Raw genomic sequence first — 18,546 nt, 5'->3', positions numbered from 1 at the left:
GCGCGTAAATAATTGGGCTTTGAGGCGTTTTTTTATATGTAAATAGATTAGGCTTTTAGTCCTTGAGCATATGCAACCAGTTGATCAATCACCGTTCCCCAACCTTCGAAGAAGCCCATGTCTTCGTGTTGCTGGCGAGTTTCAGCAGTACGGTGTCTGGCAATTGCGGTATATTTGGTTGCTCCATTGCCTGCATCTTCAAGCAACAGAATCGCAGTCATAAATGGATTCTCAGCAGGTTTCCAGTCCTCAGTATAAGTATCGGTAAAGACCAGTTTTTTGCCATCAATCACTTCTAGGTAAACACCTTCATTCTTGATTTCATTGCCATCAACATCAAAGATGGTGTTGAATTTTCCCCCAACTCTTAAATCAATTTCACAGGCTTTGATTGAGTGAGGGCGAGGAATAAAGAAGTGTTGGATATGTTCGGGTGTGGTCCAGCATTCCCAAACCAGTTCGCGCGGCACATCAATCACTCTTTCTAGTTTTAAATCAGTTTTTGGATCCAGTTTCATTTTCTCTTTTCCTTTTTAATTCGAGTGCATAACGATCAAATTGATTAAGTCTTTGTTCCCAGATCGCCCGTTGCTCACTTAACCAATTTTGCATGGGGGTGAACGCATCGGGTGTCAGAGCACAAGTTCTGATTCGTCCATTTTTTTCTGAATGAATAAGTCCCGCTTCTTCTAATTTATTTAAATGTTTTAGAAAAGATGGCAGGGCCATGTCATGTTGTTCAGCTAGTTCAGTGATCGATGCCGTCCCAAAAGACAGTCGCGTTAGGATGTCTCTACGCGTTGGATCACTGAGAGCACTGAATAACAAATCGAGTTTAGAATCATACTTAGCCATAAAGCTAAGTATTGCACAAAAAACATTCATCTTGCAATAAAAAACTTAGCTTTTTAGCTAAGTTTTTTTTATTGCTGTTTGTATCACTCTATTTTTCCTGTTTATTGGTTAAAATAACACCAATAAAACTTAGGCTGCCACCCACCAGCATTGACCAGGTGATGGGTTCATTCAGAATAAGAAATGCCAGTAAGACTGCAAATACAGGCACTAAATTATTAAATACGATGGTTCGAGATGCACCAATGCTGTGAATCGCCTCGGCATACCAGACAAAAGTCAGTACAGTACCAAAGGCACCTAGAAATACAATTGATAAGCCGCTACGAAGAGAAATATGCGGCAGAGAAAACTGCATAAATTCAGGCATAAGACTGATGAATAGAAAAAATGTTCCCCAAAGTACTGAATAAGTAGTCATGGTTAAAGCGGGTGCACGGGTCTGCTTAAAGCAGATTGTGTAAATGACCCAACTGAAGACCGCGCCACACATCATCATTTCACCTGTGCCAAAAGATTGAGTGAATGCAGCAAAAAGTTCACCTTTACTCACGACGATCAGTGTGCCAACTAAAGCGAGACATACACCTAAATAATTTATTCTCCGAAGCCTTTCCTGAAAGAATATCCGCATGGCTAAGATGGTTAAAATAGGGGATAAGCTCACAAACAGTGCAGTTCTGCCTGCTTCAATTCTGGATAGAGCAGCAAAGAAAAATAAATTATAAGCAAGCACACCGGTCAATCCCATCAAGATGGCATAGACATGTTGTTGTACAGAAAGATTGGGAAATCCTCCTGTACTTTTCAACAAGATCAAGACCAGTAAGATCGCAGCAAAGCCAAAGCGTAATAATGCAGATAAGTTTGGAGAGAGTTCCGCAGCAACAATGCGTCCTGCGATGAAGGTACCACCCCACATCATGGCAACACAGATCAGCTTAAAATAAACAGTGGAGCTCGAAAGAGAAATGGCTAAATGACGCATGCAGTTTTTAATCAATATAGAATTGAATCAAATCCTAAAACTAATTTATTTTTATAGTAAAATGAGCTTTTACTCATGAATGCATCATGATGACCCTGACCCAACTCGAAATATTTTCAAAACTCGCGGAACTAAAAAATTTTACCCATACTGCACAACTACTGAATATTTCACAATCAGCGATTTCGCATGCACTTAAATCGTTGGAAAAGAAATGGGAAACCCAACTGTTTTACCGAAATAACAATGAAGTCGAACTGACAGCTGCAGGACAACGCTTACTACCTTATGTAAATGAAATCTTGAATGTTTCTAACATTATTCATCAAGAAGTAATGGATCTAAAGGGTCTAAAAGCGGGAACTTTAAGGATTGGGTCCTTTGGCGCATCATCTTCCAATGTGCTGATTCCAATGATTTTAAAAAAATTTACGCAGCAATATCCTGATGTTGAGGTGTTGATGCTAGAAGGAACTGATAAAGAAGTATTGCAATGGATAGATGAGCGCAAAGTCGATCTTGGCTTTGTGGTGTTGCCTGAAACCCGCTTTGATAGCTTTGCTTTGCTGGAGGATATCTTTGTTGCTTTATTGCCTAAGGATTTAGAGATTGCACAAAAGCCAGCAGTGCAATTGCAAGAGCTGATTGATCATCCTTTTATCCTGACCAGTGCGGGCAGTCAAAACCATGTCATGGAACTGTTTAAGGCCGCACAACTCACGCCTCAGATTAAGTATAACTTGTCGCAAATCCTGTCGATTTTAAATATGGTCAATCACAGTGCAGGGGTTTCAATTGTGGCGGATTTAGCCCTAGACAAAAATATTCTTCAGCTATATCCCAATGTGGTAAAACGACCATTATCTCCCAATATCAAACGCTCAATAGGACTCGCGGTCAAAAACAAGCAACAGATGACACCGATTGCAAAAGCCTTTGTTGAGATTGCCCTGCAGCTCTAAGTTTAGGTCAATATGGTAAAACCTGTTTAATTGTTCATAAAAAGGCTAGAAAAACAGACAAAAGTTATCAATTCCACAAAATACTTCTATAATAGCGCCCATCAATACTAAGGTCAGTGTTTAGATAGAGTCATAAGACGACCTTAGCCACAGTTTTTTAAGTCCATTTGTGATCCACGATTCGGCTTATAGATTAATATTTTCAATCTTATGTACTTGCAACACATAAGAATATTTAGGTGCTCGCATGGAAATCAAGGTTAATTATCTCGACAATCTTCGCCAAGAAGCGAAGTTTGATGACTTTACGGTAATCGCCGATCAGCCGATTCGTTATAAAGGCGATGGTTCTGCACCCGGCCCATTTGATTATTTCCTTGCTTCATCTGCGTTATGTGCAGCCTACTTTGTCAAAGTGTATTGTGCTGCGCGTGACATTCCAACCGACAACATCCGTTTATCACAGAACAATATTGTTGATCCTGAAAATCGCTACAAACAGATTTTTAAAATTCAGGTTGAATTACCTGCTGACATTTCTGAAAAAGACCGTCAAGGCATCTTGCGCTCTATCGATCGCTGTACGGTTAAGAAAGTGATTCAAACTGGTCCAGAGTTTATCATTGAAGAAGTTGAAAGCATTGATGCAGATGCACAAGCCTTATTGATGCCAAGCCTTGCTTCGGAAAGTAGCACCTATATTGCGGGTAAAGACCTGCCATTAGAAGAGACCATTGCCAATATGTCAGGGATTCTGGCAGGCCTAGGCATGAAGATTGAAATCGCATCTTGGCGCAATATCGTACCGAATGTCTGGTCCTTGCATATTCGAGATGCACAATCACCAATGTGCTTTACCAATGGTAAAGGCTCAACCAAAGAAAGTGCTTTGGCATCGGCTTTAGGTGAATTCATTGAACGTTTAAACTGTAACTTCTTCTATAACGACCAGTTCTGGGGTGAGGACATTGCCAATGCAGAATTTGTGCATTATCCAGATGAGAAGTGGTTTAAACCAGGCCCAAATGGCGAATTACCAAAAGAAATTTTGGATGAATATTGTCTCGAAATTTATAACCCAGATGATGAGTTACTCGGTACGCATTTATACGATACCAACTCAGGGAATACAGAACGAGGTATTTGTTCATTGCCATTTGTACGTCAATCAGATGATGAAATTGTCTATTTCCCATCGAATCTGATTGAGAACTTATACCTCAGTAACGGGATGAGTGCGGGCAATACCTTGGCAGAAGCTCAAGTGCAATGCTTATCAGAAATTTTTGAACGTGCGGTTAAACGTGAAATTCTTGAAGGTGAAATTGCATTACCCGATGTGCCGCAAGAAGTACTGGCGAAATACCCAAGTATTGTGGCAGGTATACAAGGCTTGGAAGAGCAAGGTTTCCCAGTCCTTGTAAAAGATGCATCATTAGGCGGTCAATTCCCTGTGATGTGTGTGACTTTAATGAATCCACGTACAGGCGGTGTATTTGCCTCATTTGGTGCGCACCCAAGCTTGGAAGTGGCATTAGAGCGTAGTTTGACTGAATTATTGCAAGGTCGTAGTTTTGAAGGTTTAAACGATTTACCGCAACCGACATTCCAAAGCAATGCAGTCACTGAACCAAACAACTTTGTTGAACACTTTATTGATTCAAGCGGCTTGGTCTCTTGGCGTTTCTTTAGTGCCAAAGCGGATTATGACTTTGTCGAGTGGGACTTCACCAATGCGGGTGAAAATTCAAATGCTGAAGAAGCTGCAGAATTATTCGGTATCCTTGAAGAAATGGGCAAAGAAGTCTACATGGCGGTGTATGAACACTTAGGTGCAACAGCATGTCGTATCTTGGTGCCTGATTATTCTGAAATTTATTTGGTAGAAGACCTGATTTGGGACAATACCAACAGAGCCATCTTATTCCGTGAAGACATTCTCAATCTACATCGTTTAGATGACGAACAATTGGAAGCCTTGGTTGAGCGTTTAGAAGAATGCGAATTGGATGATTACACCGAAATCACCACCTTGATCGGGATTGAGTTTGATGACAATACGGTATGGGGACAATTAACCCTGCTTGAATTGAAACTGTTGATCTATCTTGCTTTAGAACAGTTTGAAGAAGCGAAAGAGTTGGTTGAGACTTTCTTGCAATACAATACCAACACGGTAGAACGTGGTTTGTTCTATCAATGCATGAATGTGGTGTTGGAAGTCTTACTCGATGATGAAATGGAGCTTGAAGACTACGAAACCAATTTCCGCCGTATGTTTGGCAATGAGCGTATGGATGCTGTGGTCGGTTCTGTTGAAGGCACAGTCCGTTTCTATGGTCTCACCCCAACCAGTATGAAACTCGAAGGGCTTGATCGTCATTTACGTCTCATCGACAGCTATAAGAAATTGCATAAAGCCCGTGCTAAGGCAGTTGGCTTAACTGGCTAAAACTCAATAAATATTGTTTTAAAAAGTGCATGTTGATCATGTACTTTTTTTTTATTTAGAACCCATAAAATTTTGTTTTTGAGTCACTCAAAATTTTAATCAATTGATGGCTTGACCTTGCAATTATTGGAAGGACTACAGTGTCTTTCATAAAGGTCACTGTGCCACATGAGATAGAAACGCTGATCTATTGACGGTGTCACTGCCTTTATTTTCATCCATATAGCATGTCAATCACATCTGAAATGAATGTGATGCTGCTAAATAGAAAGGAAACAATAATGAGTGAACAACAATCAGCAATAAGACCTCACCCAAATGATTCAAGTGATATTTATAGTCTCTCTACGCGTGCTTATATGGAACTAACCAGCCGTATGCAGGTTGATATGCAAATCAATTACACAGGCAATGCAGATATCGACTTTATGCGTGGAATGATTCCACATCATCAAGTGATCGTAGATATGGCCAAGGTTGCCTTGAAATATTGCTATGATCCAGAAGTTCGCATGTTGGCAAAAAATATTATTTTGGCTCAGGATATTGAAATTAAAGTGATCAATGCTTGGTTACAACGGCATCTATTATAAAGCCTCCGATCTTATTCTTGATTTGATCGTTCCATCCATAAAGGGCTGAATCGAAACAGCCTTTTATGGATTACAGCTTTTTCTAATTAGATAGAAAGGTAGCGAACATGCCGAAGATAACCGTGTTTCCACATGAAAAAATCTGTCCAGAGGGCAGCATTCTAGAAATAAAAACGGGTGCAAACCTGTGTAGAGCTTTACTTGATTATGGCATTGAAATTGAACATGCCTGTGATCTTTCAGGAGCCTGTACCACCTGTCATGTCATTATTCGAAAAGGCTTTGAAAGTTTGCAGGAAATGGATGATGTTGAAGCAGACTTGCTTGATCGTGCTTGGGGTTTGTGCCCAGAATCACGACTGTCTTGTCAGGTGAATATTCTGGATCAGCCTTTAGAAATAGAAATCCCTAAATACACGATCAATTATGTTTCTGAAAAGAAGGAATGATCACATAAAATATTGTTGATTTTAATGTGTAAAAGGCTTGACCTTACCATTATAGGAAGCTTTATAGTGTGTTTATCTTCTTAAATAACTGAATGGAGTTTTACGATGGAATTTCATGTCGAAAATATGACTTGTGGTGGTTGTGCACGTGGCGTAACCCGTGCGATCCAAGCGGTAGATGCCAATGCAAAAGTGATTACTGATCCGCCTAACCGCAGTGTTAAAGTTGAAACCATAGCCTCACAGCAACAAGTGGTCGAGGCTTTATCAGAAGCAGGTTTTCCACCACGTTAATCTGTTGATGAATACAAAGCGGCTTAAATGGCCGCTTTTTTTTGTATCAATGGAATGGATAAAAAATAAAAGGCGATCATAAGATCGCCTTTTATGCTGTTTTACTTGCGCCCAGTGAGTGGGGACAGCGAGAGTAAATCATTATGATGATGGATGTCTTTCATTTCATGACTTGGCTCTTTTAGGCCTTCCAGAATCGGACAGTCGGGGCGATTGTCACCCGCACAGCAATCAACCAAGTTCTGGAGTGTTTGTGCCATTTGCTGTAGGTCTTGGATACGTTGTTCCAGCTTATGGATATGTGCCTGAGCTAACTGTTTTACATCGGCGCTTTGACGATTACGATTATTCCATAAATCCAGTAAATCGGTAATTTCCGTAACCGAAAAACCCAGTTCACGACTGCGTTTGATAAATTTCAATCGTTCCACATCATTCTCTGAATAAGAGCGGTAACCTGTATTGCTGCGTCCTGCCGCAGGAATTAAACCAATCTGCTCGTAATAACGAATCATCTTGGCAGTCACACCTGAAGCTTGAGAAACTTTACCAATATTCATAAGATCCTCCTTAGCCTTTATGCACAGACGGCGGTTGGAAACGACGTAAACGTAGGGCATTCCCAAGCACAAACACGCTTGAAAGTGCCATCGCACCAGCGGCAAAAATCGGTGACATCAAGATGCCATAAGCAGGGTATAACACACCCGCAGCCACTGGAATCAATAGAGTGTTGTAGGCAAAGGCCCAGAATAAGTTTTGGTGAATATTGCCAATTGTTGCCTTGGATAAGGCAATCGCATTGGCCACACCTTGCAAGTTCCCAGATATCAACACCACATCCGCAGACTCAATCGCAACGTCAGTACCAGTTCCAATGGCAAGACCGACATCTGCTTGAGCCAATGCTGGTGCATCATTGATCCCATCGCCCACAAAGGCAATATTGCCATATTTTGCTTTCAGTTCCTGAACGGCATTGACTTTACCTTCAGGTAGCACTTCGGCAATCACTTCATCAATGCCAAGTTGTTTGGCAATGGCATGGGCGGTACGAGCATTGTCACCGGTTATCATTGCTACTTTTAAACCCAACTGATGCAGTGCTTGAATGGCGGCAGGCGTTGTCTCTTTAATTGGATCGGCAACCGCAATAATCCCTGCCAAAGCACCATCAATTGCCACATAAAGTGGAGATTTTCCTTCATCGCCCAAACGCTGTGCTGTATGGGAAAATGGGGTGATATCCAGACCAAGTTGAATCATGTAGCGGTCTGCACCGATATAGATATTTTGGCTTTCATTCACGCTGGCATTAACACCCATCCCTGTGACTGAATCAAATCGATCAACTTTAGGCAGGGTTAGCCCTTGATTTTTTGCCGCATCGACAATTGCTTTGGCAATTGGATGTTCAGAAAGTGACTCTACTGCAGCAACGAGGCTGAGCACATCATTACGCTCAAAAGCGGATGTTACCTCAAAATCAGTCAGTACTGGATGACCTTCGGTCAAGGTCCCGGTTTTATCAACAGCAACCACTTGAGCATCTTTTAACAGTTGTAGTGCTTCACCTTTGCGGAATAGAACACCAAGTTCTGCACCACGCCCAGTACCAACCATAATCGAGGTCGGGGTTGCTAGGCCCATGGCACATGGACAGGCAATAATCAGAACCGCAACTGCATTGACCAGTGCAAAAGTTAAAGCAGGTGATGGACCGAAAACTAACCATACGAGGAAAGTAAGTAGTGCTGCAAGCATGACCGCAGGCACAAACCATAGAGTCACTTTATCAACCACCGCTTGAATCGGCATTTTAGAACCTTGTGCCTGCTCGACCAGACGGATAATTTGCGCCAACATGGTGTTGCCACCGACAGCGATGGCTTTAAAACTTAAAGTTCCGTTCTGGTTAATGGTTCCACCCACCACTTGGCTGCCAATGTTTTTCTCAACAGGAATCGGTTCACCTGTGATCATCGATTCATCGACAAAGCTTTGGCCTTCAATGACCTCACCATCGACAGGGATTCTTTCACCTGGTTTTACAATGACAAAATCACCTGCAAGCACTTGCTCGATTGGAATATCGATTATCTGATTATCTCGAGAAACATGGGCAACTTTTGCCTGTAAACTGACTAAGCGTTGAATGGCTTCAGAGGTACGTCCTTTGGCTTTCGCCTCAAGAAAACGACCAAGTAAAATCAAGGCCACAATCACAGCTGCCGCTTCGTAATAAACATTCACCGTGCCAGCAGGCAGTAGCTTTGGTGTAAAGGTTGCAACTAGTGAAAATAGATAAGCTGCCAATGTACCGACCGCAACCAAAGAGTTCATGTCGGGTGCTAAACGCACTAAAGCGGGTAGACCTTTGAGATAAAAACGACGCCCTGGGATAATCAGCACTAAGGTGGTTAAAACGAATTGTAGGTACCAACTATTTTGCATACCAATGCTTTGTTCAATCAGATGATGAACACCCGGAATCAAATGTGAGCCCATTTCCAAGATAAACACAGGTAAGGCTAAAATAGTGGCAATAATCAGGTCACGTTTGAGTTCAGCACGTTCATGATCTTTTTTCTCAAGTTGTTCACTTTGGTCTGGAATGGATGCCTGAATCTCTTTGGCATCGTAACCTGCCTTATCAATCGCTGCGATTAAGCTTTCGACCTTAGCCGTACCCGTTACCGTGGCACGTTCAGTTGCCAAATTGACGTTGGCCGTTTTTACACCGTTAACCGCATTCAATGCTTTTTCAACACGACTAACACATGAAGCGCAGGTCATGCCTTCAATCGACAATTCAACCTTATTTGCAGGGACGTCATAGCCTGTTTGTTCTATGGCTTGAATCAGCACTTGTTGGTCTACGGGCTTAGCAAGGGTGATATCTGCACGTTCTGTGGCTAGATTCACTGATGCAGACTGAACGCCGTCAACTTTTTTGAGTGCTGCTTCAACGCGTCCAACACAACTGGCGCAAGTCATGCCCTCGACTTGAAGGCTGACATTCATATTATTAGACGATGTTTTTGTTTGCGTTTCCATAAGTTATACCTATAGAGATAATCCGATTGCTTTCAGCATAGACCTTAACATTATGGGAAGGTCAAGCGGATTTATCAAATTTTAGGATTTTATGCAAACTGAGTTGGGGCAGGCTCATGGATTGTCCTTTATTTCATTCAAGGACAATCCAAATGCAGAATGGTTTAATGAGGGAATTTAAACAGCTATTTTTTTGGCTTCATCGTCTATCTGAGTTTGTGACTGTGCCGACTTTTGTACTTGAGTGTAATTTTCCAGATCGAAGCGACGAGTACGCTGACGGTATTCCAATGTGAAGCCTGGCCAATTATTGGTATTTTTCCCTGTCGCAGTTTGATACCAACTGGTGCAGCCTTGAGACCACATGGTTGATTTCATGCGTTCCTGAATTTCTTGATTAAACTGTATTTGGATTTCAGCTTTCAGATCGGTGAAGGATAAATTATTTTGGATATGGGCTTGAAGTGCATCTAGGATGTAATTCACTTGGCTTTCAATCATGTAGACGATTGAGTTATGCCCAAGATTGGTATTTGGGCCATACAGCATAAAGAAATTAGGGAAGCCGCTTACGGTTAAGCCTAAATACGCTTCTGCGCCATCGACCCATTGGTCTTTTAATTTTTTACCATTTAGTCCTGTAATTTGCATGGGTGCCATAAACTCAGTTGCAGCAAACCCTGTTCCATAAATAATGGTATCGACTTCGCGGTGTTTACCATCTTTATCAACAATACCAGTTTCAGTAACTTCCTGAATCGCGCTATTGATCACCTCGACATTTGCACGAACCAAACTTCGGTACCAATGATTGGAAATCAAAATACGTTTGCAGCCAATCGGGTAGTCGGGCATCAGACGGTGGCGGAAATGAGGATCCTTGATTTCCTCACGAATATGCCGCTGAAAAATATATTCGGCTAAAGGAATTTCATTCAGTGTGGCGGTAAAGCTCTTGAGGCGAATTTCGTTATAACTATATTGAAATACACGATCCAGACTTTGCAAAATTGGAAGTTTTTGAAATGCTTTTCGTTCCAATGTTGAATAAATACGATCTGGTTTTGGGATGACATAAGGTGCGGAACGTTGATAGATATCTAAATGGGCCACTTGCTTTGCGATCTCTGGGACAAATTGAATCGCACTGGCACCCGTACCAATTACAGCAACACGTTTATTATTTAAGTCGTAATCATGCTCCCAGCGTGCAGAATGGAAAGCTTTTCCTTTGAAACGATCCAAACCTTTAATTTTCGGGTATGCAGGGCGGTTGAGCTGACCCACTGCAGCAATCAGAAATTCTGCCTCAAATTTTTCCCCAGTTAAACTCTGAATCTGCCAAACACCTAGCGTTGCATCAAAATCAGCGCTGGCAATTTCAGTATTAAATTGGATATGCGGATAAAGCTGATATTTCTCGGTGCAATGCTTCAAATATTGATGAATTTCCTGCGATGAACCATAGCGGTTTTTCCAACCAAGGTCTTGCTCAAAAGAAAATGAATACAAGTGAGACGGAACATCACAAGCAGCACCTGGATAGGTATTGTCACGCCAGACACCACCGACATCATTGGCTTTTTCAAATAAGGTAAATTGTTCAAATCCAGCACGTTTGAGCTGAATAGCTAGCCCTAATCCACCAAATCCAGTTCCAATAATGGCGATACGAATATTTTTATTTGAAGATAATTGTTGTTTAAACATAACGGACTCAAGTGAAAAGTATCATGTATTGCTTGCAGAATAATCATTTCATGCATTGATTTAGAGGATGGATCAGGACAAAATATTGTGATTAGAGGACATCGAGAAAATAGGTTTGAACTACTTATGGTCGTATCAACGTAGTATCCATAGTGTTCGTCTCATGGCAGATTTTGCTTCTGAACTGGGCGTGAGTCATGCACAGATACTTAAGGGAACAGGATTGGAGCAGCAACAGTTGCTTGATCCCAATATGTTGGTGACTGGGCAACAGGAATTTCAACTGATTCGCAATTTAGTCGAGACATTTAGTCAGAGACCTTTGCTTGGCTTGGAGGTAGGTCAGCGTTATCACTTTACCACCTTTGGTTCTCTCGGCTTAGGCTTGATCAGTAGTGCGAATATTCGTGAAGCTTTGAACTTTGCTTTGGCCTATTTTCCTTTATCTTTTGCCTTTAGTCAGTTTGTGGTATCAGAACTACCTGAGACTGATAATATTCGAATTGATATAGAGGTAGATGAGGGAATTCCTCAAATATTACGGCAATTCATTATTGAGCGAGATATTGCCGCACTGATAACAGTCCAACATGATTTGATTTCAGAGAATCTCTGCCAAAAAGTAGTATTTGGCTTTCAGTCCTGTGGAGAACGGCAGCCTTATCATGAATTGTTTGGGGTGATGCCTGAATTTGGTGAATCGAAAAGCTTTATTATCTTAAATGCAGAAAAAATAGATCAAAAGCTGAGTATGGCAAATGAACTGGTGCTACATTCAGCTGAGCAACAATGCCGAGAAATACTAGATAAGCGGCAATTTCAAAAAAAATATGCTGATCAAGTGCAATACATCCTTATGAATAGCAAGGGGAAAATTCCAGCGATGGAAGAGGTTGCAGATCGTTTATATCTAAACTCCCGCACCTTACGTCGTTATTTGGCGCAAGAACAAACCACATTTATTAAAATCAGGGAGGAAGCCCGAAAAATGATGGCAAATTCCTATTTGTCGTCAACACAAACTTCAATTGAGCAAATTTCTGAATGGTTAGGCTATGCCGAACCCGCCAGTTTTATTCATGCTTATAAACGCTGGTATAGCAAAACGCCTCATGCAAGCCGACTAAAAAATAAAGTCTAGAAAATAACGATTCAGTGGCATATAAAAGAGAAACAAAAGGGAATAACTGTTCATCTTAATTCTAGAATGGGCAGGTGTCAGGAAGATAGAAAGGTAGCAGGCCATGCTTTTAGAACACGACTTAAGTCCATCCGAATTTTGTCTTTTTTCAGAAATATTATGGAAATTAGGTTCAGGAAAAGGACAAGAGAGTTTACGTGAAACAGTCTTGGTAGATATTGCGACCCTATTAAGAGCCGATTTTGCTGCGTCTTATATTTGGGATGCAAAACAGCATCTATCCAAACAAGGTATTATGTGGCAAATCGATCCTAAAGCAATTCTTGAATATGACCGTATTTGGCAACACAATGATCCGATTACATCTCGGCTGCGGGAACGGCAACAAGCCACTTTCGTTAATGAAATCATTTCGATATCAGAGCTAAAAAAAACGGATTATTACAATGAGTTTTTACGCCCTTATGGTCTATATCATGGTTTAAATATCTATTTTGTTCGGGATGGGATAGATATTGGCGATTTGCGTATTTGGCGTGCTCAGGATTCGGTGATGTTTAGTGAACGAGAGAAAAGGATCTTAAATCTACTCGAACCTTATATGACCCAAGCTTTGCCCATAGATTTATCGACCCAATACTTTTTGACCCCACGGGAGCAGGAAGTGGCCATGTTAGTGAGTAAGGGATTGAGTGATAAATATGTTGCCAATTTACTGGATATCAGCTTCACCACGGTGAGAACGCATTTAAAAAGTGCCATGAAAAAAATGGGTTGTCATAATCGTACTGAAATGGCTGCATTGATGCATGCTTAATGAGCTCCTCAATTTTGAGGATATCTAATCAACTTAAAACAGTACAAATTATAAACATTATTGCTTAAATGGATTTTAAGTCACAATGTTAAAGATAAAAGAAAACGTATTTTTAGATCAAGGTATTCATCTTGATAAAGCCACAATCAAGGAAATTACAGCACTAGTTACTGAGCGAAAAGTTTCTTGTGAACAATTGCTAGATCACTATTTCGAAAAGATTGATGCACAGCAGTCCCTCAATGCTTTTATCAGTCTTGATTATGCTGCAGCGCTTCGACAGGCGCAATTTTGGGATCAATCTATTGCAGAAGGCAAACCGTGTCCTGCACTAATCGGGGTATTGCTGGCGGTTAAAGATAATATTCATGTTGCTGGTTTTAGCAATACGGCGGGAACCCCTGCTTTAACTGGATTCAGACCCAAAGTAACGGCTCCAGTGATTCAAGCATTGATTGATCAAGGTGCGATTGTTGTGGGTAAAGCCAATATGCATGAATTGGCATTTGGCGTGACAGGTTATAATACTGCAATGCATATTGAGGGTGTGATTGGCACTCGTAATGCGGTTAATCCTTTACATATTGCAGGCGGTTCTTCTTCGGGAAGTGCAGTCGCGGTTGCTGCAGGCATGGTGCCGATTGCGATGGGGACTGATACAGGTGCATCGGTCAGACTACCCAGTGCCTTAAATGGCTGTGTTGGTTTTCGTCCCACGGTTGGACGCTATGCTCAACAGAGTATTACGCCAATCTCGCATACACGTGATACCGCAGGCCCAATGGCACATTCGGTACCCGATATCATCTTGATTGATCAATTGATTACTCAACAACAAGTCCCAGCTCGTATATCGGCTCAATCCATCAGGCTTGGGATATGTGCATATTTTTGGGAAAATCTGGATGAAGATGTTCAGCAACGGGCTGATCAGGCACTACAACTTTTAAAAAATGCGGGGATTGAAATCATCAGTGTAGAAATGCCTGAGTTAGGGCAGCTGAATCATCGTATTTCATTTCCTGTAGTGATCTACGAAGGCAAATATGATCTGATTGAATATTTAAAAAATCATGAAGTTGGAATAGAACTAGACGCTATTGTGGAGCAAATTTCAAGCCCAGATGTGCAGCAACTCTTTCAGCAAAATATTTTGCCTGAATTGATTGTGGATGAAATGGGTCAGTCTGTGGCGGTCGAAGCTTTATATCAGGATGCGATCACAACGGCTCGACCACAGTTGCTTTCACTCTATGAAAAAACCTTCAATGAACATCAACTCAATGCTTTAATTTTTCCAACCTCCGCCATTGTTGCGCCACTAGCAAATGAGCAAGTGAGTTCAATTGAAAATTTCCAAAGGCTGATTCGCAATACCGATCCAGGAAGCAATATTGGTTTACCAGGGCTGAGCTTACCGATTGGATGCGGCACAAAATCAAAATTACCTGTCGGATTAGAAATAGATGGTTTACCGAATACAGATCATGACATTCTTGCGATTGGGCAAGTACTAGAACAGATTTTTAGCAGTTTAAATCATGGCTAAAATAACCTCGGTCTCAGTACAAAGCCTGTTTCATTGAGAGCAGACTTTGTCGGTCATTTGAAATAAGCAGCGATATGTTCCTGCTTGGAGAACAACACAAGATACAAAACGAAATGGCAAATCCGTATGTGCAAATCTAGTATTAGGCTTACTTTATAAAAACGGTTTAAGTTTATTTTATGTTTTTAAAGAAAATTTTAGGTATTTGTATTTTAACTAGCATGTTCGCAATCAGCGGCTGTCAAAAAAACGAGCCGCATTCCAAAGAAAAAGTTGAAGATGTCAGTCAATCTGTTCTAAAACTGGATGCGGCACAGATGATGACGCATTTACATGCATTTGAACAAATTGCCAAACAGCATGGTGGCAATCGTGCTGTCGGTACACAAGGTGGTTTGGCAAGTGCAAATTATATTTTAGATCAAGCCAAGAAAGCAGGTTTTAGTACAGAGCTTCGAACTTTTGAAAATCGGGAAAAGACCAAAGGCAAGAATATTATTGTGGAGATTCCCGGAGAGTCAAAACAAAGCATAATTCTGCTGGGAGCACATTATGACTCAGTCAAAATGGGGCCTGGCATTAATGATAATGCTTCAGGTGTGGCCTTATTGCTCGACTTGATGACACAATTATCAAGCCAAAAATTAAAACCGAAACACACTATTCATCTGGCATTTTGGGATTCGGAAGAGATCGGGGTTGCAGGTTCTCAAGCTTATGTGGAGAAACTGACTGCTGAACAGTTAAAAGCCATTAAAGCCTATATCAATGTGGATATGGTTGGCACCAAAGATCCTGAAATCCTGATTGCAGATGGTGATAAATCATCTATAGATGAAATGGAAAAAATGTTAAAAGAGCGTGGCATGCAAGAACAGGACTATAAGCCTTTACTTGATGGTTTACGTAGTATTCCAAGCCATAGTGGTGATTTAGCATTAGAAAATACGCTCAAAGCATTTTTTAAAGCAAAAAATCTGGAAATTAAAGAAGATGTTGCAACCCTAACCGCAAGTGATACAGCACCGTTCTTAGGTAAAGTTCCAGTGACCTCTGTCATCTTATTTAATGAGCAAATGAAAGGGGATGAACTTGAGTTCGCGCCGTGCTATCACAAAGCATGTGACACGATTGAGCAGGTCGATCCAAAGTCAATGCAATTGGCAGGTGATGCTGTGATCCATTTATTAATATCTTTAGATCAAGACTAATATCCAACTAGGGGATCATCTATATTGGATCAGCCGCTGTATTATTAAGCATTGATAGAAATGACAAAATTGTCATTTTCAGGTCATGTTGCTGTTGGGCTGCCTGTTCTATCTTATAGAGAGTTAAGAGAGAACAGGTAAATAGAAATGAAAGCATTGGTTAAACTCATCTTCATCCTATCGTTTGCATCAACAGCGAGCTTAAGTTATGCAGATGGTGGTTTAATGTTCTTGGAAAAAAACCAAGAACGTAATGCAACGGTACAAGGCAATGATGGTCAAACGCCATCTAAATAATTCTGAGTTTCACAAGGATCATATAACTTCTCCCAAGTTGTATGGTCCTTAATCATTCCACTTTAAAAATCATTCTAAAGACAATATTTTCTCCTTCGATAAACACATCAATTTTCGCAGCGTGAATTTCGATAATTGACTTGGTAATCGCTAATCCTAAACCTGTACCATCCTCGGCCTTGTGTCGCGATGAGTCCAGACGATAAAAACGGTCAAAGAAACGAGACAGTTGTAAAGGGCTTAAAGTTTGCATTTCAGCAGACACTTTATTTTTAATCTGAATGTTCGAATGCTGAGGATCTTGGCTCAGCTTGACTTCTAAAATCGAGTCTGGCTCACCATATTTAATTGCATTCGAGATTAAATTATTAAAGGCTCGACGGATCATTGCAGGTTCGGCCTGAATAGATGCCTGACCTGTTTGCTTGAGCTGTATCTGTTTTTCTGATGCAAAGGCTTCAAAGTACTCAAACAGCACCCGCATTTCTTGCTTTAAATCGATTTCTTTTTTGTTTTTTAATGCGAGGTTATGATCCGATTTTGCTAGAAACAACATATCTGAAATCATTTTTGCTAAATGTTCGTATTCTTCTAAATTTGAAAAGAGTACATCTTGATATTGCTCAATCGTTCTTGGCTTGGTTAAGGAAACTTGGGTTTGCATCATTAAATTATTGATCGGTGTTCTGATCTCATGAGCCAAATCACTTGAGAACGCAGAAAGTTTATCGACTGAAACCTCCAAGCGATTGAGCATGTCATTAAATGCCGTTGCCAAAGGGGCGAGTTCAATGGGTATATTACTGAGATCAAGGCGATTGGACAGATTATTTGCAGAAATGTTTTCTGACAGTTTTGCCATTTTCCGAATCGGGCCAAGACCTTGCCAAGTGGCCAACCAACCTAAAAACATCAGGCCAATTACACCGAGTAGACCAATCATGAGCAACTGCTGTTTAAAAGAGTGCAGGAAGTAATAATTATCGGTGACTTCAATTGCAGCAATGATTTGCATGTTCTGATTGGTTTCTCCATAGCGAAGAACCTTATTGACCATGATGCCTTGATAACTCTGATCCTTATTTTTCCAATTAATCCATTGCCCATTTTGAGTTTGTATTAATTGGCTCAAATCGGTGTGATTATTCTTTTTGTTATAAATGGTCTGACCATCGGCCAGTTTGATCTGAATCACCAGATTATCATGGCCAATCAAGGCCTCATCTAAACCATCTTTAAAATTGCTAGGTTTCTGTTGGAATAGATTTTCGATCAGCTGAATTTTACCTTCAATTTCTTTTTGATTTTGTTGATAAAAATAATTAACCACATGCTGATTGACGAATATTCCCATAACGATCAAGATCAGAATCGTGAATAAGGTGGAAATAAAACTGATTCGAAAACCGATTGAACGAAATAATTTAGTTCTCATCTTCGATCTCTAAGACATAGCCCATGCCACGGATGTTTCTAATCAGCTTGGGGCTAAAATCGGTATCAATTTTATTTCTCAATCGACGAATTGCGACTTCGACCACGTTAGTATCACTATCAAAATTAATATCCCAAACCAAAGCAGCGATCAGTGATTTTGGTAAAACTTCGCCTTGGCGGCGCATAAATAGTTCTAATAATGAAAACTCTTTGGCGGTCAGATCAATGCGTTGTCCAGAACGTACCACACGGCGTTTAATCAAGTCGAGATGTAGGTCTGCAACGGCATAGAAGGTTTGCTCTTCTTTAATTTGCCCACGTTTTAATAGGGTTTTAATACGTGCAAGTAGTTCTGCGAAGGCGAAGGGTTTAATCAGGAAGTCATCTGCACCGAGTTCCAAGCCTTTTACACGATCCTCAATCTGATCTTTTGCAGTAAGAAACAGCACTGGGAGGAAGGTGTTTACTTTGCGAATTTCAGTGAGGATTTTCCAGCCATCCAGTTTTGGAAGCATGACATCCAGAATAATCAGGTCATATTGTTCTGTCACAGCATGATGCAGACCTGAAATGCCATCTTGACTCCAGTCCGTCACATAGCCTGCTTCGGTTAAGCCTTTTTGGAGATAGTCTCCCGTTTTTTGTTCATCTTCAACCAGAAGTATTCGCATGCTTTCATCGAGCCCAAAGTTTTATCGTGTCATTTTAGCGTCAAAGATAATCAGATATTTATA

Annotated in this window: 18 protein-coding genes; 10 read left to right on the top strand and 8 right to left on the bottom strand. The window is 40.8% G+C overall.

Features of this window, described 5'->3' with window-relative positions; genetic code table 11:
* Positions 1 to 47 precede the first annotated feature (47 nt).
* The 3 genes from NDN13_RS04890 to NDN13_RS04880 form a co-directional block, all read right to left on the bottom strand.
* Positions 48 to 518: an SRPBCC family protein gene (locus NDN13_RS04890; RefSeq protein WP_251117398.1), complete on the bottom strand. Its 471-nt coding sequence runs from the start codon at positions 516 to 518 to the stop codon at positions 48 to 50.
* The gene (locus NDN13_RS04885; RefSeq protein WP_004653570.1) at positions 496 to 855 is read right to left on the bottom strand and encodes an ArsR/SmtB family transcription factor; all 360 of its coding nucleotides are present in this window, start codon (positions 853 to 855) and stop codon (positions 496 to 498) included. Before NDN13_RS04885 ends, NDN13_RS04890 begins: the two co-directional genes overlap by 23 nt.
* Positions 856 to 943: 88 nt before the next feature.
* The gene (locus NDN13_RS04880; protein WP_251117397.1) at positions 944 to 1,843 is read right to left on the bottom strand and encodes a DMT family transporter; all 900 of its coding nucleotides are present in this window, start codon (positions 1,841 to 1,843) and stop codon (positions 944 to 946) included.
* 89 nt (positions 1,844 to 1,932) lie between these two features.
* Here NDN13_RS04880 and NDN13_RS04875 point away from each other — a divergent pair, with 89 nt between their 5' ends.
* The 5 genes from NDN13_RS04875 (at position 1,933) to NDN13_RS04855 (ending at position 6,593) form a co-directional block, all read left to right on the top strand.
* Positions 1,933 to 2,805, top strand: a complete 873-nt coding sequence (locus NDN13_RS04875; protein ID WP_251118167.1) for a LysR family transcriptional regulator — start codon at positions 1,933 to 1,935, stop codon at positions 2,803 to 2,805.
* Between the two features lie 247 nt (positions 2,806 to 3,052).
* Entirely contained in the window at positions 3,053 to 5,257 is a 2,205-nt protein-coding gene (locus tag NDN13_RS04870; protein ID WP_251117396.1) for an OsmC domain/YcaO domain-containing protein, read from the top strand.
* Between the two features lie 281 nt (positions 5,258 to 5,538).
* Complete coding sequence (gene copM / locus NDN13_RS04865) at positions 5,539 to 5,850, top strand: CopM family metallochaperone (RefSeq protein ID WP_251117395.1); 312 nt, start codon at positions 5,539 to 5,541, stop codon at positions 5,848 to 5,850.
* A gap of 107 nt (positions 5,851 to 5,957) precedes the next feature.
* On the top strand, positions 5,958 to 6,299 hold the full coding sequence (gene fdx, locus NDN13_RS04860) for an ISC system 2Fe-2S type ferredoxin (RefSeq protein ID WP_251117394.1): 342 nt from the start codon (positions 5,958 to 5,960) through the stop codon (positions 6,297 to 6,299).
* A gap of 105 nt (positions 6,300 to 6,404) precedes the next feature.
* Positions 6,405 to 6,593, top strand: coding sequence for a heavy-metal-associated domain-containing protein (locus tag NDN13_RS04855; RefSeq protein ID WP_251117393.1), 189 nt, complete (start codon positions 6,405 to 6,407; stop codon positions 6,591 to 6,593).
* A 101-nt stretch (positions 6,594 to 6,694) separates the two neighbouring features.
* Here the strand turns inward: NDN13_RS04855 and cueR are convergent, their stop codons facing one another.
* The 3 genes from cueR to NDN13_RS04840 form a co-directional block, all read right to left on the bottom strand.
* On the bottom strand, positions 6,695 to 7,153 hold the full coding sequence (gene cueR / locus NDN13_RS04850; RefSeq protein ID WP_251117392.1) for a Cu(I)-responsive transcriptional regulator: 459 nt from the start codon (positions 7,151 to 7,153) through the stop codon (positions 6,695 to 6,697).
* Positions 7,154 to 7,163: 10 nt separating this feature from the next.
* Positions 7,164 to 9,650 (bottom strand): heavy metal translocating P-type ATPase, encoded by a 2,487-nt coding sequence (locus NDN13_RS04845; RefSeq protein WP_251117391.1) that lies wholly within the window; start codon positions 9,648 to 9,650, stop codon positions 7,164 to 7,166.
* A gap of 177 nt (positions 9,651 to 9,827) precedes the next feature.
* The gene (locus NDN13_RS04840) at positions 9,828 to 11,360 is read right to left on the bottom strand and encodes a flavin-containing monooxygenase (RefSeq protein ID WP_251117390.1); all 1,533 of its coding nucleotides are present in this window, start codon (positions 11,358 to 11,360) and stop codon (positions 9,828 to 9,830) included.
* Positions 11,361 to 11,475: 115 nt separating this feature from the next.
* Between NDN13_RS04840 and NDN13_RS04835 the strand changes: the two genes are divergently transcribed.
* The 5 genes from NDN13_RS04835 (at position 11,476) to NDN13_RS04815 (ending at position 16,375) form a co-directional block, all read left to right on the top strand.
* The gene (locus NDN13_RS04835; RefSeq protein WP_251117389.1) at positions 11,476 to 12,501 is read left to right on the top strand and encodes an AraC family transcriptional regulator; all 1,026 of its coding nucleotides are present in this window, start codon (positions 11,476 to 11,478) and stop codon (positions 12,499 to 12,501) included.
* A 103-nt stretch (positions 12,502 to 12,604) separates the two neighbouring features.
* The gene (locus NDN13_RS04830; protein ID WP_251117388.1) at positions 12,605 to 13,318 is read left to right on the top strand and encodes a response regulator transcription factor; all 714 of its coding nucleotides are present in this window, start codon (positions 12,605 to 12,607) and stop codon (positions 13,316 to 13,318) included.
* Positions 13,319 to 13,403: 85 nt separating this feature from the next.
* Entirely contained in the window at positions 13,404 to 14,867 is a 1,464-nt protein-coding gene (gene iaaH / locus NDN13_RS04825) for an indoleacetamide hydrolase (protein WP_251117387.1), read from the top strand.
* Positions 14,868 to 15,046: 179 nt separating this feature from the next.
* Positions 15,047 to 16,078, top strand: a complete 1,032-nt coding sequence (locus NDN13_RS04820) for a M20/M25/M40 family metallo-hydrolase (RefSeq protein WP_251117386.1) — start codon at positions 15,047 to 15,049, stop codon at positions 16,076 to 16,078.
* 147 nt (positions 16,079 to 16,225) lie between these two features.
* A complete protein-coding gene (locus tag NDN13_RS04815) occupies positions 16,226 to 16,375 on the top strand; it encodes a hypothetical protein (protein ID WP_004806924.1) in 150 nt (49 codons plus the stop codon).
* Between the two features lie 52 nt (positions 16,376 to 16,427).
* On the opposite strand, the gene NDN13_RS04810 is transcribed toward NDN13_RS04815, so the two are convergent.
* On the bottom strand, positions 16,428 to 17,810 hold the full coding sequence (locus NDN13_RS04810; RefSeq protein WP_251117385.1) for a heavy metal sensor histidine kinase: 1,383 nt from the start codon (positions 17,808 to 17,810) through the stop codon (positions 16,428 to 16,430).
* Positions 17,800 to 18,483 carry a heavy metal response regulator transcription factor gene (locus tag NDN13_RS04805; protein WP_005203769.1) on the bottom strand — a complete coding sequence of 228 codons (684 nt, stop codon included), beginning with the start codon at positions 18,481 to 18,483 and terminating at the stop codon, positions 17,800 to 17,802. The genes NDN13_RS04810 and NDN13_RS04805 overlap by 11 nt, the downstream gene beginning before the upstream one ends.
* Positions 18,484 to 18,546: the final 63 nt, after the last annotated feature.

It is taken from the genome of Acinetobacter sp. C32I (assembly GCF_023702715.1).
GTDB lineage: Bacteria > Pseudomonadota > Gammaproteobacteria > Pseudomonadales > Moraxellaceae > Acinetobacter.
This window is presented reverse-complemented; position numbering and strand designations above follow the sequence as displayed.